Origin of the sequence: Lunatibacter salilacus (assembly GCF_009797935.1) — a bacterium.
In the GTDB taxonomy this organism is placed as follows: domain Bacteria; phylum Bacteroidota; class Bacteroidia; order Cytophagales; family Cyclobacteriaceae; genus Lunatibacter; species Lunatibacter salilacus.
Window position 1 is genome coordinate 35,703 of the sequence record NZ_VOLC01000030.1, and the last position, 22,154, is coordinate 57,856.

A 22,154-nucleotide genomic window follows, 5' to 3' on the forward strand; every position below is an offset into this window, starting at 1 on the left:
AATCTCACTTTTGACCAGTAAAAAAAACAAGCTTTTAGTTATTTCAGGTCCTACGGCAGTAGGTAAAACCGATTTATGCATAAATTTAGCCAAAAAATTTAATACATCCATAGTATCGGCTGATAGTAGACAATTTTATAGGGAAATGAATATAGGAACTGCGAAACCCTCAGCCACCGAACTGCAGGAAATCCCGCATCATTTTATCAACTCCCTATCCATCCATGAAGATTACGATGTACGGAAATTTGAAGAGCATGCTCTCCAGACTATTGACAGGCTTTTCCTGCAACAAAATCCTATCATCATGACTGGAGGTTCAGGTCTGTATATCGATGCTCTCACAAACGGTCTTGACGATATCCCTCAGGTGGATGCAGATATCCGGAAAGAAGTAATAGAAACCTACAACCAACAAGGGATCGGTGAGCTTCAAGCACTACTCAAGAACTTAGATCCGATATATTATGGACAAGTAGACCTTCATAATCCACAACGCCTAATACGTGCATTGGAAGTCTGTATAGGAACTGGTAAACCATTCAGCAGTTTTAGGGTAAAAAGGAAAGCGAGCCGCCCCTTTGAGGTGATCAAAATCGCACTAGAAAGAAACCGGGAGGAACTTTACAGCCGAATCAACCAACGGATGGATCAGATGATAGCAGAGGGTCTGTTTGAAGAAGCCTCGCTCCTATTTCCCTACCGAAATCTCAACGCCCTACAAACAGTAGGGTATAAAGAAATCTTCGACTACATGGACGGTAATTACGACCGGGAAGAAGCTATACGCCTATTGAAACGGAATTCACGTAGATATGCCAAACGACAGATGACCTGGTTGAAAAAAGACAGCGAATATACTTGGTTTCACCCATCAGAATTAGACAGGATCACCAAATTCATCACAGATCAAATGTCCTCATGACCAAAAAGTTTGGCCACAAAAAAATAGGGTTTAGTATCCTTAAGTCGTTGGTATTGAAACCTAGCCATTTTACAAGCTGCAAACTGCGAATCAATTTTAGTATCTACCGAAGCATCATGGGAAGATATGGACTGCTTCTTTGCCTCCCTGAACTGATGTTCTAATGCTTTCAGTTCCACATCATCTCCTACAGGAATTGCCGGATAGGCTTCAGATACGATTTTCTTTAAGGACACCAATCGGAAAAAATACAATTTCTTTTTACTATTGAGATTATAGTTTACAAGCATAACAAAGAGAAAAACAAATCCCCCCAAGCTGATGAAAATCGGTATAAATCCCATAATCTGTCAGTTTAAATACTTAAAATTTCCTGTAGTCTTAGATAGTCCTCTTTCAAGGGCTTTTCTTTGGAGATACAATCTTCAAAGGAAGTATACACAACACGATCATGTATTACTCCAGCCATGCAGTTAGATTCTCCTTTTAAGAGCCCCTCCACGGCGGCCATTCCTGTCCTACTGCCTAGTATCCTGTCTTTGGCCGTTGGACTGCCGCCCCGTTGTATATGGCCTAGCGTTGTAACTTTAAACTCTTTGTCCTCATTTTTGAACTGGGCCTTTACTTTCTCCATAACTTCAGAGGCTCCTCCTTCTTCGTCACCTTCCGCCACAATAATTATGCTGGAAGTCTTGGATTTCCTAAGCCCCTTTAGAGATCGTACCACGTCGTGTATTTTGGTTTTTGTTTCAGGCACCATCACCAATTCAGCTCCGCCGCCTATGCCGCATTCAATTCCGATATAGCCGGAGTCTCTGCCCATTACCTCTATAAAAAATATCCTGTCGTGGGCAGCTGCAGTGTCCCGTATTTTATCAATAGCCTCCAATGCGGTATTGACCGCAGTATCAAAACCAATGGTGAAATCCGTCCCAAATATATCGTTGTCAATCGTACCTGGACAACCTACGGTAGGTATGCCATATTCCTCAAAAAAGACCTTAGCACCCGTAAATGTTCCATCGCCACCGATAGCCACTAGACCTTCTATGCCATGGTTAACAAGCTGATCATATGCTTTTTTACGGCCTTCTTTTGTCAGGAAATTTTCGCTTCGGGCAGACTTCAAGATGGTGCCTCCCCGTTGAAGAATATTGCTGACAGAATGGGCTTGCATTTTTTTAATTTCTCCCCGAATCATACCATCGTACCCGTACATTATACTATATACGTCAAGTCCGTGGTATATTCCCGTACGAACAACAGCTCTAATACAGGCATTCATACCCGGAGAATCTCCGCCTGAGGTAAATACAGCTATCTTTTTCATGTGTCTATAATTTTTTTTCAGCGGTCACATGGAATCTCGCATGGTTGATAGTCATCCCAGTGTGTGACGGCTACGTCATGCTCGATTTCATGTGTTTATAATTGTTTTTTAATGGCCACATGGAATCTCGCAATTATAATCATCCCTCCGTGCGTCGCCTGCGTCATGCTCGATTTCATCTGTTTATAATTTGATTTTTATCGGTCAGAACTTGCCACGCACTAACAGTGGGGGTGGAATCTCGCAATGATAATCATCCTTTTGTGTGACCTTCTCGTTAAGCTCGATTTAATGATCAAACTATTCTTTAAATCGGTTAGCTAAACAATTTTTCCGTAGGTTCCCCAAAAAAAAGGATGATTGTTAAATCATCCTTTCCGAGGGTTAAAGTGCTTGTTGCTCTTTTGATTTTCGGTTTCGCTCATTTTCCTCCAGATAAATTTTCCTCATCCGGATGCTTTTGGGCGTTATTTCAAGGTATTCGTCTTTCTGAATATATTCCATGGCTTCTTCCAACGAAAACTTTTTCGCAGGTGCGATTTTAGTGTTATCGTCCGAACCAGAAGCTCTCATGTTGGTAAGCTTTTTGCCTTTCTGAACGTTGACTACGATATCGTTGTCGCGGCTGTGCTCGCCTATAACTTGACCGCCGTATAGTTCCTCTCCCGGATCCACGAAGAAGAAGCCCCTATCCTGTAGCTTGTCAATGGCATAGGCGGTACATTGACCTCCTTCCATGGAGATCAGGGAACCGTTTATCCTTCCAGGAATGGACCCTTTGAAAGGCTCATATGCCGTGAATCGGTGATTCATAATCGCCTCACCTTGGGTGGCTGTAAGTACATTGTTTCTAAGTCCAATCAGTCCCCTGGAAGGTATCTTAAATTCTAAATGCTGCAAATCTCCCTTCGGTTCCATCACGAGCAATTCACCTTTCCGTTGGGTGGCAAGTTCGATGACTTTCCCTGCGGTAGTCTCAGGTACATCAACGTATAGCGTCTCAATAGGTTCATGACGCATACCGTCAATAATTTTATAAATCACCTGTGGTTGACCCACTTGCAACTCATACCCTTCCCTTCTCATAGTTTCGATCAGGATGGACAAGTGTAGGATCCCACGGCCATATACCAAAAATTTATCTTCGTTGTCTGTGGTTTCCACCTTCAATGCAAGGTTTTTCTCCGTTTCCTTAAACAGGCGGTCCCTTAGGTGCCTTGAAGTTACAAACTTTCCTTCTTTACCAAAAAACGGGGAGTTGTTGATGGTAAAGAGCATATTCATGGTAGGCTCGTCAATGGAGATTCTCGGCAATACTTCCGGATTTTCCAAATCAGCCAACGTATCGCCGATCTCAAAATCTTCAATACCTGTTACGGCACATATATCGCCAGCGAGCACTTCTGACACTTTATTTTTTCCTAATCCCTCAAAAACGTGTAATTCTTTAATCTTCACCTTTTTGATGACTCCATCTGCTTTACAGAGGGACAGTTGACTTCCGTCTTTAATTGTGCCACGTTTCACACGTCCAATTGCAATCCGCCCAACGAAGTTCGAATAATCTAAAGACGTAATCTGCATTTGAACGGTTCCTTGATCGATTTTCGGTTCGGGAATGTATTCTATGATAGCATCGAGAAGGGGGAAAATGGAGTCATTTGGGTTTTTCCAATCCGGGCCCATCCAGTTGTTTTTGGCAGATCCGTAAAGTGTAAAAAATTCCAATTGCTCTTCCGTAGCATCCAGATTGAACATAAGGTCAAATACGGCTTCATGTACTTCGTCGGGCCTGCAATTTTCCTTGTCAACCTTATTGATTACTACGATAGGTGTTAAACCCAAGGCTAGTGCCTTACCCAATACAAACCGGGTCTGAGGCATCGGACCTTCAAAGGCATCTACCAGGAGAATTACCCCGTCGGCCATTTTGAGCACCCGCTCCACTTCACCGCCGAAGTCGGCGTGACCGGGGGTATCGATGATATTTATTTTGTGGTCTTTATAGCGGACAGACACGTTTTTGGAGAGAATGGTGATTCCCCTTTCTCTTTCCAAGTCATTGTTGTCCAAGATAAGGTCTTCAAATTGTTGATTCTCCCGAAAGATTTTGGAGGCATGTATGATCTTGTCTACCAGCGTAGTCTTGCCATGATCTACGTGTGCGATGATCGCGATATTTCGGATACTCTGCATGTTTCATTTAAATTAAGGTGCAAAAGTAAACATAAAATTCCGGAAATAAATTGAACTATGAGTTCTTTAACAGTTTAATAATGAAATAACTTTGGTTTGAAGAATATATGATGGATTAGGAATATTCCGAATAAAAAGAGTTGACAGGTAGTCGGAATAGTTGTGGTATGTCCTACAATCCCCTATTTTTGCTCCATGAAAGCTGTTATAATCAAGGAATTTCAGGATGATTTAGCCCCATATTTCCTGTCCATTAATAAAGAATGGATTGAAAAATTCTTTTCTATAGAAGCGTTTGACCGCGAGCAGCTGGAGAATCCCCGGAAGAACATTGTGGACAAGGGAGGGCAGGTGTGGTTTGCCGAGTACAAGGGACAGATAGTAGGCACTGCCGCCATGAGATGGGTAGAGGACGGTGTGTATGAATTGATTAAAATGGGGGTCACTCCTCAGGCGCAGGGGAGGTCTATAGGTCAACTGCTTGCCGAAAGTGCCGTGCAGTGGGCCAAAGGGCAAGGTGCAAACCGTGTCGTTCTTTACAGCAATACCTGCCTCTCTCCAGCGATACGCCTTTACCATCGACTTGGGTTTGTGGAAGTGCCGATCGAATCCGGCAAATACCAGCGCTGTGATATAAAGATGGAAATAGTGTTTTAGTTTTTAGCATAGCCCTTGCACGATAGGCTTTTCCTTTCTACTTTTGCAGACCTTTCCACTGCGCACGTGGTGAAACTGGTAGACACGCCACTTTGAGGGGGTGGTGCCTTCGGGTGTGGAAGTTCGAATCTTCTCGTGCGCACTTAGCCTTTCTTCGTTGAGGAGAAAGGCTTTTTTTATGTTAAAACATCTGGCAAAACCCACCGGATAAATAAACCAACCCTAATCAAAACTTATCCGACCTGTAGATTTACCGCTCCAGCATCCCTTCCATTAGTCGGTTGGCCATCGCAACGGCTTTTTCTCGGATAAAGTCCCTCGGAGTATTGTCGCCGACTTCGTAGGTCAGCGCTTCGGCCCCATGGGCATGGAAAAAGTAGCTGTTGGACGTCACACTGTTGCCGGATCCGGGACTTGGTCGTATGTTTGGTTCGTAGCCAGGCAGATCCCTGCCCGATGCGGCTATCATCTCAGGGATAATGCCCGGCATATTCCCCTTTAGCTCCGGATTCACAGTATAATAGATATCCTCCCACGTGGAGTGAAAGTCTATTGCTACATAAAACTTCGCCCCGTTTTCCCGTTCAATTTGCTGCATAAAGGTCTGGACAGCCTGAATTTCCGGTTGGTGGACGTTTTGCCAGTCCCGGTTGATGTCCACTCCTCCCCTATTGTGCCGCCAGTGACCGTGTGCCACCCCGTCCGGATTGACCATCGGAACCACCATGGTGGTGAAATTTTGCCGAAACCGCCTTGCCAACTCACTATCTCCGGCCAACGTTTCCACAAAAGCCTGCATCGCCATATAGCCGGGTATCTCGGGGGGATGCTGTAACCCCATGATCATCAATAGCTTTTTGGAGTCTGGGTCTCCGATCTGTAGTAAATCCAAATCCCTACCTTCATGACTTTGACCAATCACCTGTCTTTTTAGATGGGGTTTTTCAGCCATTTTGGTTGTCCATTCCCGTACTGGGCCAGTACCTACAGATTCCTGTGCAGCAACCCATAAGGTGTCAGGGCTGAGGTTTAGTCGTAGTAGTGCGGCGATCGGTCGGGCCGTCGTGTCCTCGGGAAGAATTAGCCTATAGGCTGCCGTATCGAGGTTTACCCAGTTTTTTCCATCCCGGCTTACTTTAGGATAGTAGCGGTGAAAGCTTCCAGGGGAATAAGTTAATTTCAAGGTTATCTTTTCCTCCTCAGGAGCTACCAAAGAAAAAGCATACCACGGACTTGGATTTATGGGTGCGTTTTCGGGGCTAATTAAAACCGTCAGCAGCGTATCCCTTGTCAGGGCAACCCCGTTCATTCGCGCCCCTTCAAATGTATTGGAGACTACAATTCCCCGACCTACATCAAAATGATCTTTAAGCTGCAACTGTATCGGAAGCGTCTCCGTAGGTACGACGCTTATGGGAGCCTGGCCTTGCCAGACAGTGGTTTTCTGTTGGCAGGAGGAAATTATTAGCAATAAAGCTATTAGACTTGGAAAATAGTGAAGATGTTTCTGCATGGGAAAAGTGGTTATTGTGAATGATATTTATTGATATTAGATATTGATTGATATTAGAGTAGGTGAGGTTTTTTGGATATCTTGAAAGGAAATATAGTGGAAAAATGGTTGATATATGGCCTACGGCCGAAATATTGGAAAATTGATATTGGGATATTGGATATTGATTGATATTGGGATATTGGATATTGATTGATATTAAAGTAGGTGAGGTTTTTTGGATATCTTGAAAGGAAATATAGTAGAAATATGGTTGATATATGGCCTACAGCCGAAATATTGGGGAATTGATATTAGTGGATACGGGATAGCCACAACGGGGGCGAAATCATTAGCCAGGGGTGTAGCTGTAGCGAAGCCCCTGGCAAAGATCGAATAGTTCGATTGCGTTTTGGCAGCGGGGATGGTTGAGGTGCCATTCCTTTCCGGCCAAAACACGAATCCGTTTATCTCTGCCTTCCCGTCGCTCGGATGAATTCCTGTTCAATCCAGGGTTTGTCAGAATTTTGGTCCGGAGGATGAACATAGTCGGTTTCGACGCGGAATGCTGTATCAACCGGGCACGGGTTTTGGCGGTAAAGCGTTGGTTGACTTGACGGTTTTGGCGGCCAAAACACCCTCAATACGTGATTCACAAATCCCCGGGTTGAAACCCGAGGCTATTAAATCGGACATCCCGCTGGGATTTTTTTGATAGGGTTCAGTTCGGGACCTTCCATTTTTAAAAGAAAAATCACTTTGCATGTCGTCATATATCGCCCTCCCCTAAAGGGTGAGGGAAGGGGTGGGGCAGTTTTGGCAATTAAACCAAAAATTCCCGACCATCTAACCAGGATCGGGAATTTGGTTATTTGACTATCAAAATCTATTCGTAAATACTATTCGGCCAGCTGTCGTTGGCAATATTTACATCAGGAAGGACTTTATCCGGATCTATTACTACCTTTTTTACTTCCTTGTTTGTTTTAAGCAGGTGATTCCATTGATCTCCGCGCTGCCAGATTTCCACGGGTAGCTTGACACGCTCTTTGGAATCGTCTCCATAGGTGATTTCCATCAATACGGGCATGGGAATGCCGCCTTTGTTGGCGAGGATAATTACTTTGTTGCCACCATACGGCACCACATTCTCTATCGCCAGATCGATATTTTCGGTTCCATAAAACCACCCTCTCCAAAACCAATTTAGGTTTTCGCCAGCCACATTTTCCATCAGGTTAAAGAAGTCATTTGGCTGGGGATGCTTATATGCCCAGGTTTCAATATACGATTTGAACGCATTGTCAAACCGTTCGTGATCCAGAATATACTCCCTTAGCATGATCAGACCAATGGCGGGCTTCATATAGGCTATCATCCCCAAGTTGGAGGTATTGGCAACATCCGGATAGGTATCGATACCTTCCCTGCTCGGATTGTTAAACCAGGAAATATACCTGCGAGTCTGATTCAGCGTGGACCCATATTCCCCATCGTTGAATTCCAGGCTGCTGTAGTGGTTGATAAAGGTATTAAACCCCTCATCCATCCAAGCATATCGGCGTTCATTAGTTCCCACGATCATAGGAAACCAATTATGTCCAAACTCATGATCCGTGACATTCCAAAGGGAAGCCCCCGTACTTTTGTAGCTGCAGAAATTAAGGCCGGGATACTCCATACCTCCAATATCAGCCGCAACGTTTACGGCTACCGGATAAGGATATTCGTGCCATCGGCTGGAATAATGCTCGATAGAGGCTTTGGAATATTCCGTAGACCTGCCCCAAGCACCCTGTCCGTCACTCTCCGATGGATAAGCGGACTGGGCCATGGCAGTTTTGCCACTTGGCAAATCAATCTTGGCCGCATCCCATATAAAAGCTTTAGAAGAAGCAAAGGCCACATCCCTTGAATTCTTGATCCTGAAATGCCAAGTCAAGGTTCCCTCCTGCTTTGGGCGGGTTTTGGTTGGGTCTTTTAGTTCATCCGGTTTTACAATATAAACTGTGGTGTCGCTTTGGGCTGCCAATTTCATCCTATCCTGCTGCTCTTTGGTCAATACGTCGTTGGCATTAAGCAATTCCCCCGAACCAACCACAATATGGTCGTAGGGAACGGTTACTTTGTATTCAAAATCGCCGTAGCCCAAGTAAAACTCCCCTGCTCCCAAGTAGGGCTCGATATTCCAACCCGTCACATCATCAAACACCGCCACTTTTGGATACCACTGGGCCAATGCGTAGATCGTGCCGTCATTGACATCCAAGCGACCCATGCGGTCCATTCCCTTTTCGGGGATTTTAAATTCAAAGTCCATGGAGATCACTGCCTGCCCACCTTTTGCAGAAATGGGTTCATCCAAGAAGACCTGCATCCGGGTATCCGAGATCAGATGACTGTTCGAGCTGGCACTACCCCGCTTGGTGAGTTGGGATTTTACGTTCGTAATCGTATAACCGCCCTCCACGTCTCCCGAGTAGCGGTTTCCCTGAATGGGGGTAGTAAGAGTGCCTCGCGAATCACTTTTGAAGCGGTTTTGCTCTAAATGTAACCAGACAAAATCCAACTCCTCCGGACTGTTGTTTGTATAGGTAATGGTAACTTTCCCCGATAGTGTGTGACTGCTTTCGTCTAATTTCGCCTCCAGTACATAGTCTGCTGCGTTTTGCCAATATTCCGGACCGGGCTTACCCGAAGCGGTCCTGTAGGGAGATCCCTGCCTGTAGGTGAATTCGTTGAATAATTCCTGATTATTTTTAGGTTCACGCTGTCCCCAAGCCGTAAGGTTGATTCCCATGGCCAGGATAAAGCAATACAACAAAAGTTTTCTCATACAATTGAATGGTTTAGTTTCCGCTAAATTAACAACACCTTACATAAGAGAAAAATCACCGATCAAACAATTAAAAATATTTAACCAAAAATCCTTCTAATAAACTACTTGAAATAAAACCCCAGCCTTTTCCACGTGAAATTACCTGTTAATTCCGCAATCCGATTTCAGAATTTATTTCATCAAACTTGTAAATTTGATAAGAACCAGAGTTATTTGTTCCGGTTTTAGATACATACTTATGAAAAAATTCTGTTTATTCTGTTTATTTTTTCCTCAGATCCTCTTGCTAAGAGCTCAGGGTGACAGTACGGTCATGGAACTGGATGCAATGCTTATTCAGGAAAATAGGCTGGAAATTCCCTTTCACAAGAGCTCCAGAAACATCTCCGTTATTCACCGAAAAGCCTTGGAAACTACCCCGGCAAGGAGTCTACAGGAAATACTGGCCTTTACTCCAGGTGTGGACGTGCGGCAGCGGGGTGTAGGCGGTGTACAGGCGGATGTAGGTATTCGGGGCGGATCTTTCGAACAAACCCTGATGCTAGTCAACGGCATCAAACTCTCCGACCCTCAGACCGGCCACCACATGATGAACATCCCTGTGCCTTTGAGCGGAATAGACAGGGTGGATATCTTAAAAGGACCTGCCTCCCGCATCTATGGGCAGAATGCCTATACCGGCGCAATCAATATCATTACCTCGTTGCCTGAGACAAAAGGATTTCAGGCGGGGTTGTATGGGGGAGATTTTGGAATGCGTGGGGGAAATATTCAGATTGCCCTTCCAGTAGGAACCTTCAAGCAAACGCTGGGTGTCTCACACGACGCATCCGACGGTCATTGGCATAACTCGGACTATAAAGTTACCAATGTCTTTTACGAAGGAGGAAAATCAATCGGAGAATATCAGGAAATAAAGGCCATGATTGCCTTTACCGACCGGACTTTCGGTGCTAACGGATTTTATTCGAGTGCCTTTCCCGATCAGTGGGAAAGTATACAAACCTACCTCACCGCTCTTAGCCATACCCTGGACCGGGACAAACTATGGATAAACACAAGAGCCTATTGGAGAAGAAATATGGATGAATTCAGGCTAAGAAGAGAGGAACCGGCATTTTTTCAAAACATACATACTACCGATGTTCTTGCACTTGAACTAAATGGCAGATATACCTCTACTCTAGGTACATCCGGATTTGGTGTAGAAGGCCGTACGGAGCAGATCGACAGCAACAACCTTGGCGAACGCAAACGCACCTTATTGGGTCTATTTGCGGAACACCGGATTACCTTTTTGGAAGACGGAGATCTTCGAGCTGGAGTATATTCCAATTACTACTCGGAATACGGATGGCGGCATTTCCCCGGAGCTGAAGTGGGATATCAATTTACCGATGCCGTCAGGCTATACGGAAATGTTGGGGTAAGTTTCCGAATTCCCACCTATACCGATCTTTACTATGTCGGCCCAACCAATATCGGCAACGCAGATCTGGAACCTGAAAAGGCCATCAATTACGAAGGGGGAATTAAAATTCGAAAAAATAACTGGCGTGCGGAGGCCGTCTACTTTAACCGTCATACCAATAACCTTATCGAATGGGCGAGATCAGACGAATCCGTACCCTGGCAGCCCCAAAATTTTAATGAGGTGACCTTCCAAGGTGTGGAGACAGGTATCAGCTACCACTTAAACACGAGCTCACGGAACCTAAGATTGGACGAGGTTAGTCTTTCATATAATTTTATCGATGCCAACCTTATCGAACAGGAGGGCAAGGAAACACGCTACGCACTCAACGCGCTCCGCAATCAGGTCATCGGCGGCATGCAGGCTTCCTACAGGGAAGATTGGGAACTAACGCTGAAAAGCCGCTATATAGAACGTATGATGCTGGATCCCTACTTCCTATTGGACGCCCGATTGGATTTTAATCGGCTAAAGACACTTGGGTATTTCGCCGAATGCTCTAACATCACCAATTCGGAATATATCGAAGCGGGAACAGTACAAATGCCGGGCAGATGGTTCCGGGCCGGTATATCCTTCCGGATGAAATAGGTGCCAGAACACAGTCTTCTTTCGGAATAACAACCCCAACCAATTCCTTTTACTATGAAAAAAAAGGAATTGGTTGGCGTTTTCTTTTTAAAATTGACACTAACTTCTTACTTTTTTTGCCGGGCAGGTAGATAATCCCACAAGTGAATATAGGGGACAGAAGCTTACCAAGCTAGTCAACAAAAAGACGGCAGCAAGCACAATCAATATGACCCCAAGGGTCCCTGTGACAATTCCTCCAAAATAAAGGTAAATGGCAACGATGGCTAAAAGGGTGCGGACAATTCTATCCGGATTTCCCATGTTCTTTTTCATCTGTTTATTTTTTGTTTTTTAATGGTCAGATGGAATCTCGCTATGATAATCATCCCACTGTGTGACGTTTTCGTCATGCTCGATTTCATGTGTTTATAATTGTTTTTCAGTTGCCACATGGAATCTCGCAATTATAATCATCCCTCCGTGCGTCGCCTGCGTCATGCTCGATTTCATATGTTTATAATTATTTTTTAATGGTCACATGGAATCTCGCAATGATAATCATCCCAGTGTGTGACGTTTTAGTCATGCTCGATTTCATAAGACAATGTGTTAAAGGTGGATCAATTCCACAATTACCCAGATGATTGACAGGCAAATGATACATACCCAGAGCAATTTCATCAACGTCTTCATGGAACCTAAAGCTAGTCTTTTCCAACCACCCTTACCATGACTTTTGTCACCTTAGCAAAAAAATCTTGTGGCTATTTCAAGGTTTGTTCAATTACATGTTTCTATTATAAAGTAACCCGTACAACCAACAGCTTACAAATCCCAGAAACAACAAACTGACAGGAAAGGCAATCAGAATAAGTAGTTGGCTGACTGATTCCAGCAACTGATCCTTACCTATCAACATCACCGCAAGGGTAACCAAAACGATACTTATTCCCCAAAACAACCTATATCTCTTTTGGGGCTCCAGTTTACCATGGTCACTAAACATGCTCAGCACAAAGATTGCGGAGTCCACGGAGGTAATTAAAAAAGTGAAAATCAGGATTAGGCTTATTCCGTTCCCCAACCAACCAAGCGGAAATACATGGAACAAACGGAACAAAGCGTTATAGATTGAACTTAATTCAGACGCATACAGTGTTTCGTTGTCAATCAAGGCAAAAGCATTGGACCCAAAAACAGTGAACCAGAGAAATGTCCCCATAGCCGGGATAACCAAGGTGCCTGCCACGAATTGCCGTATAGTCCGGCCCTTTGAAATTCTAGCAATAAAAATCCCGGTAAAAGGTGCCCAAGCCAACCAGAACGCCCAGTAAAAATAGGTCCAATCGGTCAAAAAGCCCTCTGAAACCTTCGCTTCTCCCCAATTCAAACTCATGGGAATAAACTCCCAAAGGTAGCCTCCCAGCACCCAGAAAAAGGTACCAATCACGCCAATCTCCGACCCCATCAACCAAGTCATCAAAAGCAAAATCGTTGCCATGCCGATATTTGCATTGGACAGTAACCGGATGCCGGTTTTCACACCAAGGATGGCAGAGATGGTAGCCAGTATTCCGACCATAACAACCAACAAATACCCGCCGTTATCCGCCAAATGTTCCATTCCAGCCCAAGTGGAAACAGAGATTAATAATTGCCTACTTCCCAATCCCACAGCGGCAACTACGCCCAATAGCGTACCTACCGTAACCAGAAAATCCACTATAGCAGCCAAAGCGGGCTTCTTTAACCCACTAGGCAGCAAGTTTGAAACAAGTAAATTGCCTTTATGATTATAAAGCCGGGTGGCCATGATTAAACCAAAAAGGCCATAAAAAGCCCACGGCGTAAGACCCCAATGGAAAAAGGTATATTGCAGTGCAAAGTCCGCAGGTTCTAAATAGGTGGATCTAGGTGGGTTGGCGAAATAATATACAGGCTCTTGCACAGCCCGCAACAATAATCCCGCGCCCATTCCCGTACTGTAAAGCATTGCAATCCAGGACAGCAGGGAATATTCCGGTGGACCGACACCAAGCCGAATTTTTCCAATTGGCGACAGTGCCGTAATTACCATCACCAAAACCGCTCCCAATCCCAAAACCAAATAAAACCCACCAAAATATTCCAACGTAAATGCGGTGCCTTGGCTCAATGCCAAGCGAAAACCCTCCGGCAAGAAAAGGGAACTGCCTAGGAATGTCACCACAAATAGAAGGGTAAACAAAAAAGATGTCCGTTGTGGATTTAGGTTAGAATTCAACGCCTGTTCTTAGTTGGTAATGGTTTGATTAGGTTTCAATCAAATTAATCGATAGGGAAAAGTAACGGATTTTACCGAGAAACTTGCACCAAATTGAACGCTTTTGGTCCTATTGTGGTAATTATGTTGTTCATAAGTAAAGATGACAGCTGCACCTTTGCAGAGGTTATATTTATTTGCCTTAATCAAGCTTACAATTAGGTTTTCTTCATATCAATTGAAGAGCAACTACTAGTCGGTAACGAATGGTAAAACAACCCTACGTGAAAAAAGAAACACTGATCAATAAAATCGAAAACTGTGATAATCCCTACCTATTATACCAAGTCAGGCAGCTGCTGCAACGAACTGATGATCTAAAACCTCTGAAACAGCTGGTTTCAGATTTCCCCATTCTGGTGCAGGAGTCACCCCCCAGAGACTTGCGCGTAATCACAGGGCTCATTGCCCCGATGCAAAAAGGGTTGGTGAAATATGACACCCTTGCGGCTCCCATTTTATATTTTATTGGATTGGCCATGCTTGTCCTAGCAGCGGCTCTAATTAATTTACTATCACACGAAGGCGAAAATATTTCTGTGGCAATATTCCAAAGTAAGGTGGCCGGGATGTATCTTTTCGGATGGTCGATTTTTGTGGCAGATTTATTCGTGGTCTACTTACTATCAAGAAAGTTTTCCGTAAAACTAACAAAGGCGGACTGGATCCAGCGTTTTGCCGTTTTGCTATTTCCCCCTCTACGTATAGGCACACCCCACCTGTTGGATCCCTCCATACAATGGATTCCATTCAAAGGATGGTCATATCGAAACGAAGGACTTTTGAAAAATCTCAAAGAAAGTTTCTCCATCCCCATGATTGTGATTGCCCTGCTAATTATTCCCATCCTGATTATTGAATGGCAGTTTTACGACCCTGTGGAGCAATACCTTCAGGCGGATTTGGCCTTTTGGCTGGATATGGCACAGGGTTTTATATGGCTTGCCTTTACGTTTGAATTTATCCTGATGATCTCGATAAGTAGGGAAAAAGTCACCTATGCCATAGAAAACTGGATTGATTTGCTTATTATTCTGCTGCCCTTTGTTGCCTTTGTGCGAACTATCCGCTTGATAAAAATCACCAGACTTACCCAGGTGTCCCGGGGATATAAATTGAGGGGTTTGTTTATGAAAGCCCGGCAGGGCGTTTTGTTTGCCGGGTTTCTTTATAGAATTTTGACCTTGCAACAGTTTCAAATTAAAAGCCTCAAGAAAAAACTGGACAAAAATCAAAAAGAGCGGGAAATCCTTGAAGAGGAACTGGTTGCCTTTCAAAACCGCTTGGAGAAGACCAAAGCCAAATCAATTAGCCTGAAGGAAGTTTAGGGCCATTACCTGTTGGGCAGTTTTACCCTGAGGGGTAAAATCAGGCTGACGGTTTCTGGGGTTGGGGTACCATTTCCAGAAATAGACGCCAGCCAACCACTCCTTTTTCCATACCGCCTCAAAAAAAGCTTCATAGCACTTGGCCTGCGCCTCTTCCGAAAGGGCTACCTCTTTCCGCTCATTGGGCCATACCCAGGGTTCAATGGCAGCGTCCACTGTGTTACAATATCCGATCTCCGTAAAAATTACCGGTTTTTCAAATCGTATCTGAATTTTTTCTATCGCCTTTACCTGCTTATTCCAACCCTGAACAAGGGTTTTGACATCCGGATTGATTTTAGTCGCTAGTGGGAAATAGGCTTGAATGCCTATAAAATCGAGTTCATCCCAGAAAGCTATTTTTTCATATTCGGTAAAGTTCGCCGCATAGGTGAGTTGGCCGGAATAGATCTCACGGATTCCTTGAATCAAATTCCTCCACTCCGCCTCCCGGTGCGTTGTCAATTCCAACTCCGTGCCAATGCATAAAATCGGTATATCCTGCTCTTGGGCCATGGTGGCATAGTAAAAAATAAATTCCCGATAGGCTGTAAACCATTTTTGCCAATCCTCTTCGGACTGCATTTCTATTACCCCGGGCCAAGCTCCCTTTACCCATAGGTGGGGTTTTAGCAAACTTTCCAGACCTTTTTCTTTTCCACTGAGGGTCGTTTCACCCACACCATGACGGGACTCCCCCCACCACATCCTATCTGAATGCTTTTCCCAACGGATCTCCGGAGAATTTGGGTTTTCCTGCCAGCCGAAGGGCGTTTGCGACATATGGGTAACTCCTACTGATGTCAGCGAATCTAATTCCCATCCTTCCAAAGGCCGGGGACTCCCAACCCAACACACACCCCGGTGCTTTTCCGCCAATGGAATAACCGTCCGGTTTTCCTCGGCAGCGTTATACTGAAAGGTCAAAACCCCTAAAGATATCGGCAACAGTAAAAGCAGGAGTTTGGGTTTTTTCATGGGTTTTGGGATTAGCAAGCGCTATATTCTCATCCGACGTTTCCTTTACTCTACAAATTCCACCCGGATATTCTCCAGGACAATCTCAGAAAGCAATTCCAAATTGCCAGCTTTAAACAGCCCCTCCATGTCTTCCAAGGGTGTGTGTTTAATTGCGGGCTTGTAATTTTCATAATCCAAAAACAACAGCCCGTCCACTTCATGCGTATGGATGACCTTTCTAAACCGCACACCCCCACCTTCGGTATGATAGGTGTAAGCAAGGTAATCTATTCGCTTTGTATCCTTGTTGATCCAGTATAGGAATTCGTCATCGAAGTCCTCTCCCCCATCTTCTTCCGCAAAGGTTACTTTAATTACATCATATTCTTTCCCTTCCAAGTTGGATTCTCCTTCAAGGCTCTTATATACTGCAGAATCATTTAACCCATAAGGCAAAAATGCAAAGTAAGCAACCGAATTGACCGAGTTGGTAAATGCCGTTTTCCTTTCTTCAGTCAACGTCACTGGCTGACCGTTTATGGTTCGCTGGAAACCTTCATTATTCAACACATCCCGTACCTGCCCTGTGGAGTCTGAAAACGCCCTGACATATTCAAACCTGTCGGGTGACTTAAAAATCTCGTAGGAAATGTCCCGGAAATCAAAGTAGATTTTGGCCTTTTCATACGCCTTGCCCCCATGGGCTGCAATGGCATCGTCAATGATTTTTTCCGCTTCTGTTCTGGTTTGGCAGGAAGTAGCTAAGAGTAAAAGGACAAATAGGTAAATGTTGTGGCGCATCTGAATTAGAAATAAGTTTGTGAAGATACCGAAATTTATCAATTTCCCTACTTCAAGAAATTGATTTTAAGCGGTAACTTCGAAAGGAAGTAATGCTGACCAAACTGTATCCCAACGCTAACATAGCGTGAAAAACAAGCATTTCATAGGTTTGGGTATAGATGGAAAGCCCAACTATCGCTGTGAACACCACCGCAAACACGGCTTCTATATACGTAGTGGCAGGCACCTGGACTGAATGGTACACATTCGTTTTCCAACCCGGCTTTTCCAAGGACAAGTTATATTTAGGGGTTCGGACAAAAGGCGATTTTTTCCCGGTCAGCCCCTCCCAAACTGCTTGGGCATTGTGAAGCGCCAAGCCCATGGAAACGGAAAGAAACAAAGGAAGCTCCCAAATAAACCGACCGACTCCCTGCCAGGAATAATGTAGCAAACTCAGATTAGCCACAAAGTAAACCAAGGCAATCACCACAAATCCAATCAGAAAAACAGCGGCAGCCTGGAAATAACTATCTGGAATCCACCCCTGGTAAAAAGCCCACCAAACTGGAATACTGCTAAGACTTACTAGTAGCACGGCAATAAAAATAACCGCATTTAACAAATGGGCAGTGGCGTGGAATTTTACCCGGAAAGATAGGGGCTTGCTCCATACATCCCGCAGGTGTTTGACGGCACATTCAGCACCGCCTTTGGTCCAGCGAAACTGCTGGGATTTGATGGCCGACATCACCGGGGGGAGTTCGGCTGGAGATTGGATGTCGGGGCGGTAGACAAACTTCCACCCCCGCTGCTGTGCCCTATAGCTAAGGTCCAAGTCTTCCGTTAAGGTATCGGCCTGCCAGTTGCCCGCATCGATGATACAGGATTTCCGCCAGATACCTCCGGTCCCGTTGAAATTGATAAACGCATTTTGTTGATTTCTTCCCATCTGCTCCACCATAAAGTGGGCATCCAACGCAAAAGCTTGCAATCTGGTAAGGACCGAATAATCCTCATTTAAATGTGTCCAGCGGGTCTGCACCATACCTGTCATTTCATCCCGAAAATGGCCTACTGTACGCAACAAGAAATCAGGATCCGGAACAAAATCCGCATCAAAAATAGCAATTAGTTCACCGCTTGCCCGAGCCAATCCGGCCTTTAGCGCACCCGCTTTAAACCCTTTTCTGTCTTCTCTGTGAATATACTGGAAATTGACGGCTGGAAACTTGGCTATGCTTTGCTTTATCAGCTCCGCCGTCTCGTCCGTACTGTCGTCCAATAGCTGTATTTCAAGTTTATCCGCCGGATAGCGAATCTTGGCTGCCGCCTCAATCAGCCGCACTACAACATATTTTTCATTATAGACCGGCAACTGAACGGTCACTGGAGGCAGATCCTTGGCATCCAAAGCTTCGGGCTTTTTGGTCCATGCTTTAAACTTGAAAAAATAAACCAACAGGTGGGCCTGAGCCATGCTGTATAGCAATACAAACACCATGGCCAAAACATAAACACCCAAAAAGAAGTACGTGATTGCCATTAATTCTTAACTGTAATCGATTTATTTCCAATAATGATGGGCATGTCACTTACCCGTCCACTTTCTTCCCCATTTTCCAACTTCAAGACGCCCCGAGGGCAAACTGCCGAACATACCCCGCATCCTACACAAGAGGCTCGAACGATATTCTGACCCCGCTGTGCATACCAGCGAACGTCTATACCCATTTCGCAATAGGTGGAGCAGTTGCCACAGGAAATGCATTGGCCACCGTTGGTTGTAATTCGGAAGCGGGATTTAAAGCGCTGCACAATTCCCAGGTAGGCCGCCAATGGACAGCCGAAGCGACACCACACCCGATTTCCCATAAAGGGATAAAACCCAGTCCCAATCACCCCTGCAAACATGGACCCGATCATAAATCCGTAAATGGAATGCACCTGATCCGTGGCATTTCCCAACAGGCCAAATTCCATAAAGTAATTGGCAATTGTCATCGCAGTCATGACTACCGCAAAGACCAATACACCATGTACCAAATAGCGTTCCACTTTCCACGCTTTCAGGCTTTTGTCGGACAATTGCCGATAGGGATCACCCAGCGTTTCCGCCAGCCCCCCGCAGCCGCATACCCAGGAGCAATACCAACGCTTTCCGTAGAAGTAGGTAAAAAGAGGAACCCCCACGACAATAAGAATAATTCCCCATATCAGCATAAACATGCCCAAAGCTCCCGAACTTACCATGCCATCTATGCGGTACTCAAAGAAGAAGGAATAATCCAGCGGCCAAATATTTTTGAAATCGTGCCAGGGCATATTAAGTAAAACGAGGATCTCCGGAAGCATAAACGCAAAGGCCAATTGAAAAAACATCACCGAAGCGGTTCTTATGGTTTGATAGGCATTTCCCTTGTATTTCCTAAACATGCGTATGCCCATCACCAAAATGGCAAGGGTGTAGATAAAGCCATATAAAAACCACTGACTGGCGGGATTCCCCGACAGCGCCATACTCAGCGGATCTACCATCAGCACCAAATTGGTCAGGTAGGCGGGAAACCAATAGAGGATGATGTAAAATACTATCAAGTAGGTACCGGTGATAATGCCAAGCAAACCCCGGGATTTCATGGATGAGAAATAAATCCCGTCATTTTTGATCCCATCCGGTTCATGACGATATAAGGGCAAAATATACATAAGCCCGCCAATTACCGCCAGTACTACGGATATCAAAAGGAAAAAATAAGGACGTTCATTTACCGGACCTAACGAAGAAGCCTTGGTGAGGACAAAGGCGTAATCATCCCAGATTACGTTATCCCATTCCTGCCTTTCCTTGAGATCCTCATTATGGGTGCTGAAGCGGTCGTTAAAATCACCAATAAAGCGGAAATTGGAGGTATAGGTTTGTCCGTACATTGGGGAAAGCACCTCCAGCAGTTGCTCTTGGTGGATTTCTTTGACATTTTCACGAACGATCTCTTCCTCTAGGCGGTAATCACCTATAAACGGTATCACCGAAAAGGCTAGAAGTCCCATTAAGAAAATGGCAATACCTACATACTGTATATTTTTCATGCCCGTGAACCGATTAGTCTGTGGAAAAAGGAGGGTTTTTTTATGGTAATGGATCTGCCTGTTTTTTGTCTGTACTTGGCCAATACTTCCTGAATGTGGTTTTTGAAAAATTCAGGATTGAAATTGGCCTTGTCCAACTGGCCCAGAACCGTGGCCATTGTCCAACCCTCTGAAATGGCCGTATCAAAAAAGTCGTGCCTTAACCTCCATCCAAAGGCATTAACCCCTAGTAAATTATCATTGGACGAATTATAAACAAAACGGATTGCTGTCCTGTCTTTCTCCCAATAAAAGGTATCGGTTCCGGGTTCCAAAGTTGGGGGCACCTGTCCGTAGGTTTGGTATTCGATATCCATAAACTTGGCGGAATTGAACCAAACACCAGGGAGGTAGGGTACAGAACTGTTTGCCGTTAGGTTGTGTGCCAGGGTTTCGCCGTGCATGCGGCCGGTGTACCATACCTGTTCGATGGTTTTCCGATCAGCAGCGGGCCGCTCCCTGAATTCGGCACAATCGCCAATAGCGAATACATCAGGAATATTGGTTTTGAAATAAGCATCAACCAAAATGCCGAGACTCAGGTCCAAGCCTGTTTTATCATTATCCGTTAATCGCTTATTATTTTTCTCCAGAAAAGTAATATTTGGCCGTACCCCAACTGTCAATCCGACAAACTCGCAGGCGATTTCCTCTCCGGATTTGGTCTTTAACGCCCTCACTCTGCCGGTATCATCTGAAAGAATTTCTTCCAATTCAGTTTCCAAGCGCAGGTCAATATGATGGGTACGGATATGCCTATTGATAAGCTGTGCTTCTTCTTTGGGAAGCACATTATCCCAGAAATTTGATTCCCTAACCAAAAACGTAACAGGAATATCCCGGCTGCGAAACATCTCGGCCATTTCTATGCCGATCAGGCCTCCTCCTACCACCACCGCACGGCGGACGGCGGGAGTGTTCTTTTCCATCTTTTCCAAATCCTGCATGGAATACAATCCCTGCACTCCCTCCAAGTCCTGACCCGGCCAGCCAAATGTATTGGGTTTGGACCCTGTTGCCAAAATCAGGGTATTGTATGGGATGCATTCTCCTTCAGCAAGCAACAATTCCTTCTTATCAAAATCAACCTGCGTTACCCATGCTTTTTTTAAAGCGATACGGTTCTTATCCCAGAACCAATCTTCATAGGGCTTGGTATGCTCGTATTTCATATGGCCCATATAGATATACATCAGGGCGGTTCGGGAGAAAAAGTGGTCGGTTTCTCCGGAAATAATTAATATCTCAGCCTGCCCGTCCTTTTTCCGGATATGACGGGCACAGGTGACACCGGATATGCCGTTGCCGATAATGACGATCTTTCTGGCAGAATTACTCATTCAGCGACCAGTCGTAAGGGAGGTGGGAAACTTTTGCATTGGCGTTTATTTTTATTTGGGCATATCGGTTCAAGTACTCAATTAACGATTCATTTTTGGTAAAGTCACCTTTAAACCAAGAAAAAATCTTGGAAATTTCTACCTTATCCCGTGCAATTTTATTTCGCTTGGGATCATTGATAAATCCTTTAGCTACCTTATCCAATTGGGCTTCAAGATTTTCGGCGGTAAATGCCTCGTTTAACAGCGGTGGACAGGAAAAGGAAGCACAATTGATGGCAAAGTGGATGCGGGGCTCATCAAATTCCTTTCGGAGGATTTTGTGTTCGATTTCATCCAGGGAGGCATCCTCTCCGCCAATTTTAAAAAATTTCAGGTGCCAAACCGTATTTACCAGCGGAATATTGAGGGTTGGCTTTAGGTCCTGAATACTTGATACGGGGTAGTTGTCAATTATCAACTTGATCGTAAAGGCATTGTAGGCATTGATCCAATAGGCAAGTTGTTCCTCCCGCGACCAGGTATTGCGGTCGGGGGCGTTGTTGCTAAGTTTGTCCAAGTAGATCTGAAAGGTTTCCTTTTCCGCTATAAAACCGGTGTAGTTTACCCGGCCATCGGAAGAAACATGCTTTTTCAGCAATGCGTCAAAGAGCTCGTGTGTGGGAGGCGTGGATCTCTCCTGACCCAAACTGGAGGCTTGGCAGGATGCTTTGCCCATTAAGCAGCACAGCAGAAGGAGATAACTTATAGGATATATCGCTTGGATCATTGAAGTAAATTAGGAAAT

At 44.8% G+C, this 22,154-nt stretch carries 19 protein-coding genes and 1 tRNA gene; 5 read left to right on the forward strand and 15 right to left on the reverse strand.

What is annotated here, in order from left to right; genetic code table 11:
* Positions 1-10 precede the first annotated feature (10 nt).
* Positions 11-925 (forward strand): tRNA (adenosine(37)-N6)-dimethylallyltransferase MiaA, encoded by a 915-nt coding sequence (gene miaA / locus FQ608_RS26055; RefSeq protein WP_394351690.1) that lies wholly within the window; start codon positions 11-13, stop codon positions 923-925.
* Here the strand turns inward: miaA and FQ608_RS26060 are convergent.
* From FQ608_RS26060 to typA, 3 genes are all read right to left on the reverse strand, one after another.
* Positions 910-1,269 carry a hypothetical protein gene (locus FQ608_RS26060; RefSeq protein WP_158861447.1) on the reverse strand — a complete coding sequence of 120 codons (360 nt, stop codon included), beginning with the start codon at positions 1,267-1,269 and terminating at the stop codon, positions 910-912. The two genes, miaA and FQ608_RS26060, sit on opposite strands and share 16 nt — an antisense overlap.
* Positions 1,270-1,280: 11 nt before the next feature.
* Positions 1,281-2,255 carry a 6-phosphofructokinase gene (pfkA, locus tag FQ608_RS26065; RefSeq protein WP_158861448.1) on the reverse strand — a complete coding sequence of 325 codons (975 nt, stop codon included), beginning with the start codon at positions 2,253-2,255 and terminating at the stop codon, positions 1,281-1,283.
* A 384-nt stretch (positions 2,256-2,639) separates the two neighbouring features.
* On the reverse strand, positions 2,640-4,451 hold the full coding sequence (gene typA, locus FQ608_RS26070) for a translational GTPase TypA (RefSeq protein WP_158861449.1): 1,812 nt from the start codon (positions 4,449-4,451) through the stop codon (positions 2,640-2,642).
* A gap of 195 nt (positions 4,452-4,646) precedes the next feature.
* Here typA and FQ608_RS26075 point away from each other — a divergent pair, with 195 nt between their 5' ends.
* Positions 4,647-5,108, forward strand: a complete 462-nt coding sequence (locus tag FQ608_RS26075; protein WP_158861450.1) for a GNAT family N-acetyltransferase — start codon at positions 4,647-4,649, stop codon at positions 5,106-5,108.
* 60 nt (positions 5,109-5,168) lie between these two features.
* A tRNA-Leu gene (locus FQ608_RS26080) sits at positions 5,169-5,250 on the forward strand.
* Between the two features lie 108 nt (positions 5,251-5,358).
* Here the strand turns inward: FQ608_RS26080 and FQ608_RS26085 are convergent.
* From FQ608_RS26085 to FQ608_RS26095, 4 genes are all read right to left on the reverse strand, one after another.
* Positions 5,359-6,621: a M14 family metallopeptidase gene (locus FQ608_RS26085; RefSeq protein WP_158861451.1), complete on the reverse strand. Its 1,263-nt coding sequence runs from the start codon at positions 6,619-6,621 to the stop codon at positions 5,359-5,361.
* 331 nt (positions 6,622-6,952) lie between these two features.
* The gene (locus tag FQ608_RS26090) at positions 6,953-7,147 is read right to left on the reverse strand and encodes a hypothetical protein (protein ID WP_158861452.1); all 195 of its coding nucleotides are present in this window, start codon (positions 7,145-7,147) and stop codon (positions 6,953-6,955) included.
* Positions 7,148-7,173: 26 nt separating this feature from the next.
* Positions 7,174-7,296: a hypothetical protein gene (locus tag FQ608_RS27860; RefSeq protein ID WP_262885541.1), complete on the reverse strand. Its 123-nt coding sequence runs from the start codon at positions 7,294-7,296 to the stop codon at positions 7,174-7,176.
* 190 nt (positions 7,297-7,486) lie between these two features.
* On the reverse strand, positions 7,487-9,436 hold the full coding sequence (locus tag FQ608_RS26095) for a M1 family metallopeptidase (protein ID WP_158861453.1): 1,950 nt from the start codon (positions 9,434-9,436) through the stop codon (positions 7,487-7,489).
* A gap of 241 nt (positions 9,437-9,677) precedes the next feature.
* Between FQ608_RS26095 and FQ608_RS26100 the strand changes: the two genes are divergently transcribed.
* Positions 9,678-11,504, forward strand: a complete 1,827-nt coding sequence (locus FQ608_RS26100; protein ID WP_158861454.1) for a TonB-dependent receptor plug domain-containing protein — start codon at positions 9,678-9,680, stop codon at positions 11,502-11,504.
* Between the two features lie 99 nt (positions 11,505-11,603).
* Here FQ608_RS26100 and FQ608_RS26105 read toward each other — a convergent pair whose 3' ends face one another.
* The gene (locus tag FQ608_RS26105) at positions 11,604-11,819 is read right to left on the reverse strand and encodes a YgaP family membrane protein (protein ID WP_158861455.1); all 216 of its coding nucleotides are present in this window, start codon (positions 11,817-11,819) and stop codon (positions 11,604-11,606) included.
* Positions 11,820-12,270: 451 nt separating this feature from the next.
* On the reverse strand, positions 12,271-13,749 hold the full coding sequence (locus FQ608_RS26110; protein ID WP_158861456.1) for a BCCT family transporter: 1,479 nt from the start codon (positions 13,747-13,749) through the stop codon (positions 12,271-12,273).
* 263 nt (positions 13,750-14,012) lie between these two features.
* On the opposite strand from FQ608_RS26110, the gene FQ608_RS26115 reads away from it, so the two are divergent.
* Entirely contained in the window at positions 14,013-15,116 is a 1,104-nt protein-coding gene (locus FQ608_RS26115) for a hypothetical protein (RefSeq protein ID WP_158861457.1), read from the forward strand.
* Here the strand turns inward: FQ608_RS26115 and FQ608_RS26120 are convergent.
* From FQ608_RS26120 to FQ608_RS26145, 6 genes are read right to left on the reverse strand one after another with little or no spacing between them, the layout of a single operon-like run.
* Positions 15,093-16,133, reverse strand: coding sequence for a glycoside hydrolase family 113 (locus tag FQ608_RS26120; RefSeq protein ID WP_158861458.1), 1,041 nt, complete (start codon positions 16,131-16,133; stop codon positions 15,093-15,095). The two genes, FQ608_RS26115 and FQ608_RS26120, sit on opposite strands and share 24 nt — an antisense overlap.
* A gap of 45 nt (positions 16,134-16,178) precedes the next feature.
* Positions 16,179-16,916 (reverse strand): DUF6503 family protein, encoded by a 738-nt coding sequence (locus FQ608_RS26125; protein ID WP_158861459.1) that lies wholly within the window; start codon positions 16,914-16,916, stop codon positions 16,179-16,181.
* Positions 16,917-16,968: 52 nt separating this feature from the next.
* On the reverse strand, positions 16,969-18,444 hold the full coding sequence (locus tag FQ608_RS26130) for a cellulose synthase family protein (RefSeq protein ID WP_158861460.1): 1,476 nt from the start codon (positions 18,442-18,444) through the stop codon (positions 16,969-16,971).
* Positions 18,444-19,988, reverse strand: coding sequence for a 4Fe-4S binding protein (locus FQ608_RS26135; RefSeq protein WP_158861461.1), 1,545 nt, complete (start codon positions 19,986-19,988; stop codon positions 18,444-18,446). Before FQ608_RS26135 ends, FQ608_RS26130 begins: the two co-directional genes overlap by 1 nt.
* On the reverse strand, positions 19,985-21,367 hold the full coding sequence (locus FQ608_RS26140) for an NAD(P)/FAD-dependent oxidoreductase (RefSeq protein ID WP_158861462.1): 1,383 nt from the start codon (positions 21,365-21,367) through the stop codon (positions 19,985-19,987). The genes FQ608_RS26135 and FQ608_RS26140 overlap by 4 nt, the downstream gene beginning before the upstream one ends.
* A complete protein-coding gene (locus FQ608_RS26145) occupies positions 21,360-22,136 on the reverse strand; it encodes a DUF547 domain-containing protein (RefSeq protein WP_158861463.1) in 777 nt (258 codons plus the stop codon). The genes FQ608_RS26140 and FQ608_RS26145 overlap by 8 nt, the downstream gene beginning before the upstream one ends.
* Between the last annotated feature and the right edge of the window lie 18 nt (positions 22,137-22,154).

Coding starts and splice junctions, on each gene's coding strand:
- FQ608_RS26060 (WP_158861447.1), bottom strand. CDS start 1,269: ATGGGATTTATACCGATTTTCATCAGCTTGGGGGGATTTGTTTTTCTC.
- pfkA (WP_158861448.1), bottom strand. CDS start 2,255: ATGAAAAAGATAGCTGTATTTACCTCAGGCGGAGATTCTCCGGGTATG.
- typA (WP_158861449.1), bottom strand. CDS start 4,451: ATGCAGAGTATCCGAAATATCGCGATCATCGCACACGTAGATCATGGC.
- FQ608_RS26075 (WP_158861450.1), top strand. CDS start 4,647: ATGAAAGCTGTTATAATCAAGGAATTTCAGGATGATTTAGCCCCATAT.
- FQ608_RS26085 (WP_158861451.1), bottom strand. CDS start 6,621: ATGCAGAAACATCTTCACTATTTTCCAAGTCTAATAGCTTTATTGCTA.
- FQ608_RS26090 (WP_158861452.1), bottom strand. CDS start 7,147: ATGTTCATCCTCCGGACCAAAATTCTGACAAACCCTGGATTGAACAGG.
- FQ608_RS27860 (WP_262885541.1), bottom strand. CDS start 7,296: ATGTCCGATTTAATAGCCTCGGGTTTCAACCCGGGGATTTGTGAATCA.
- FQ608_RS26095 (WP_158861453.1), bottom strand. CDS start 9,436: ATGAGAAAACTTTTGTTGTATTGCTTTATCCTGGCCATGGGAATCAAC.
- FQ608_RS26100 (WP_158861454.1), top strand. CDS start 9,678: ATGAAAAAATTCTGTTTATTCTGTTTATTTTTTCCTCAGATCCTCTTG.
- FQ608_RS26105 (WP_158861455.1), bottom strand. CDS start 11,819: ATGAAAAAGAACATGGGAAATCCGGATAGAATTGTCCGCACCCTTTTA.
- FQ608_RS26120 (WP_158861458.1), bottom strand. CDS start 16,133: ATGAAAAAACCCAAACTCCTGCTTTTACTGTTGCCGATATCTTTAGGG.
- FQ608_RS26125 (WP_158861459.1), bottom strand. CDS start 16,916: ATGCGCCACAACATTTACCTATTTGTCCTTTTACTCTTAGCTACTTCC.
- FQ608_RS26130 (WP_158861460.1), bottom strand. CDS start 18,444: ATGGCAATCACGTACTTCTTTTTGGGTGTTTATGTTTTGGCCATGGTG.
- FQ608_RS26135 (WP_158861461.1), bottom strand. CDS start 19,988: ATGAAAAATATACAGTATGTAGGTATTGCCATTTTCTTAATGGGACTT.
- FQ608_RS26140 (WP_158861462.1), bottom strand. CDS start 21,367: ATGAGTAATTCTGCCAGAAAGATCGTCATTATCGGCAACGGCATATCC.
- FQ608_RS26145 (WP_158861463.1), bottom strand. CDS start 22,136: ATGATCCAAGCGATATATCCTATAAGTTATCTCCTTCTGCTGTGCTGC.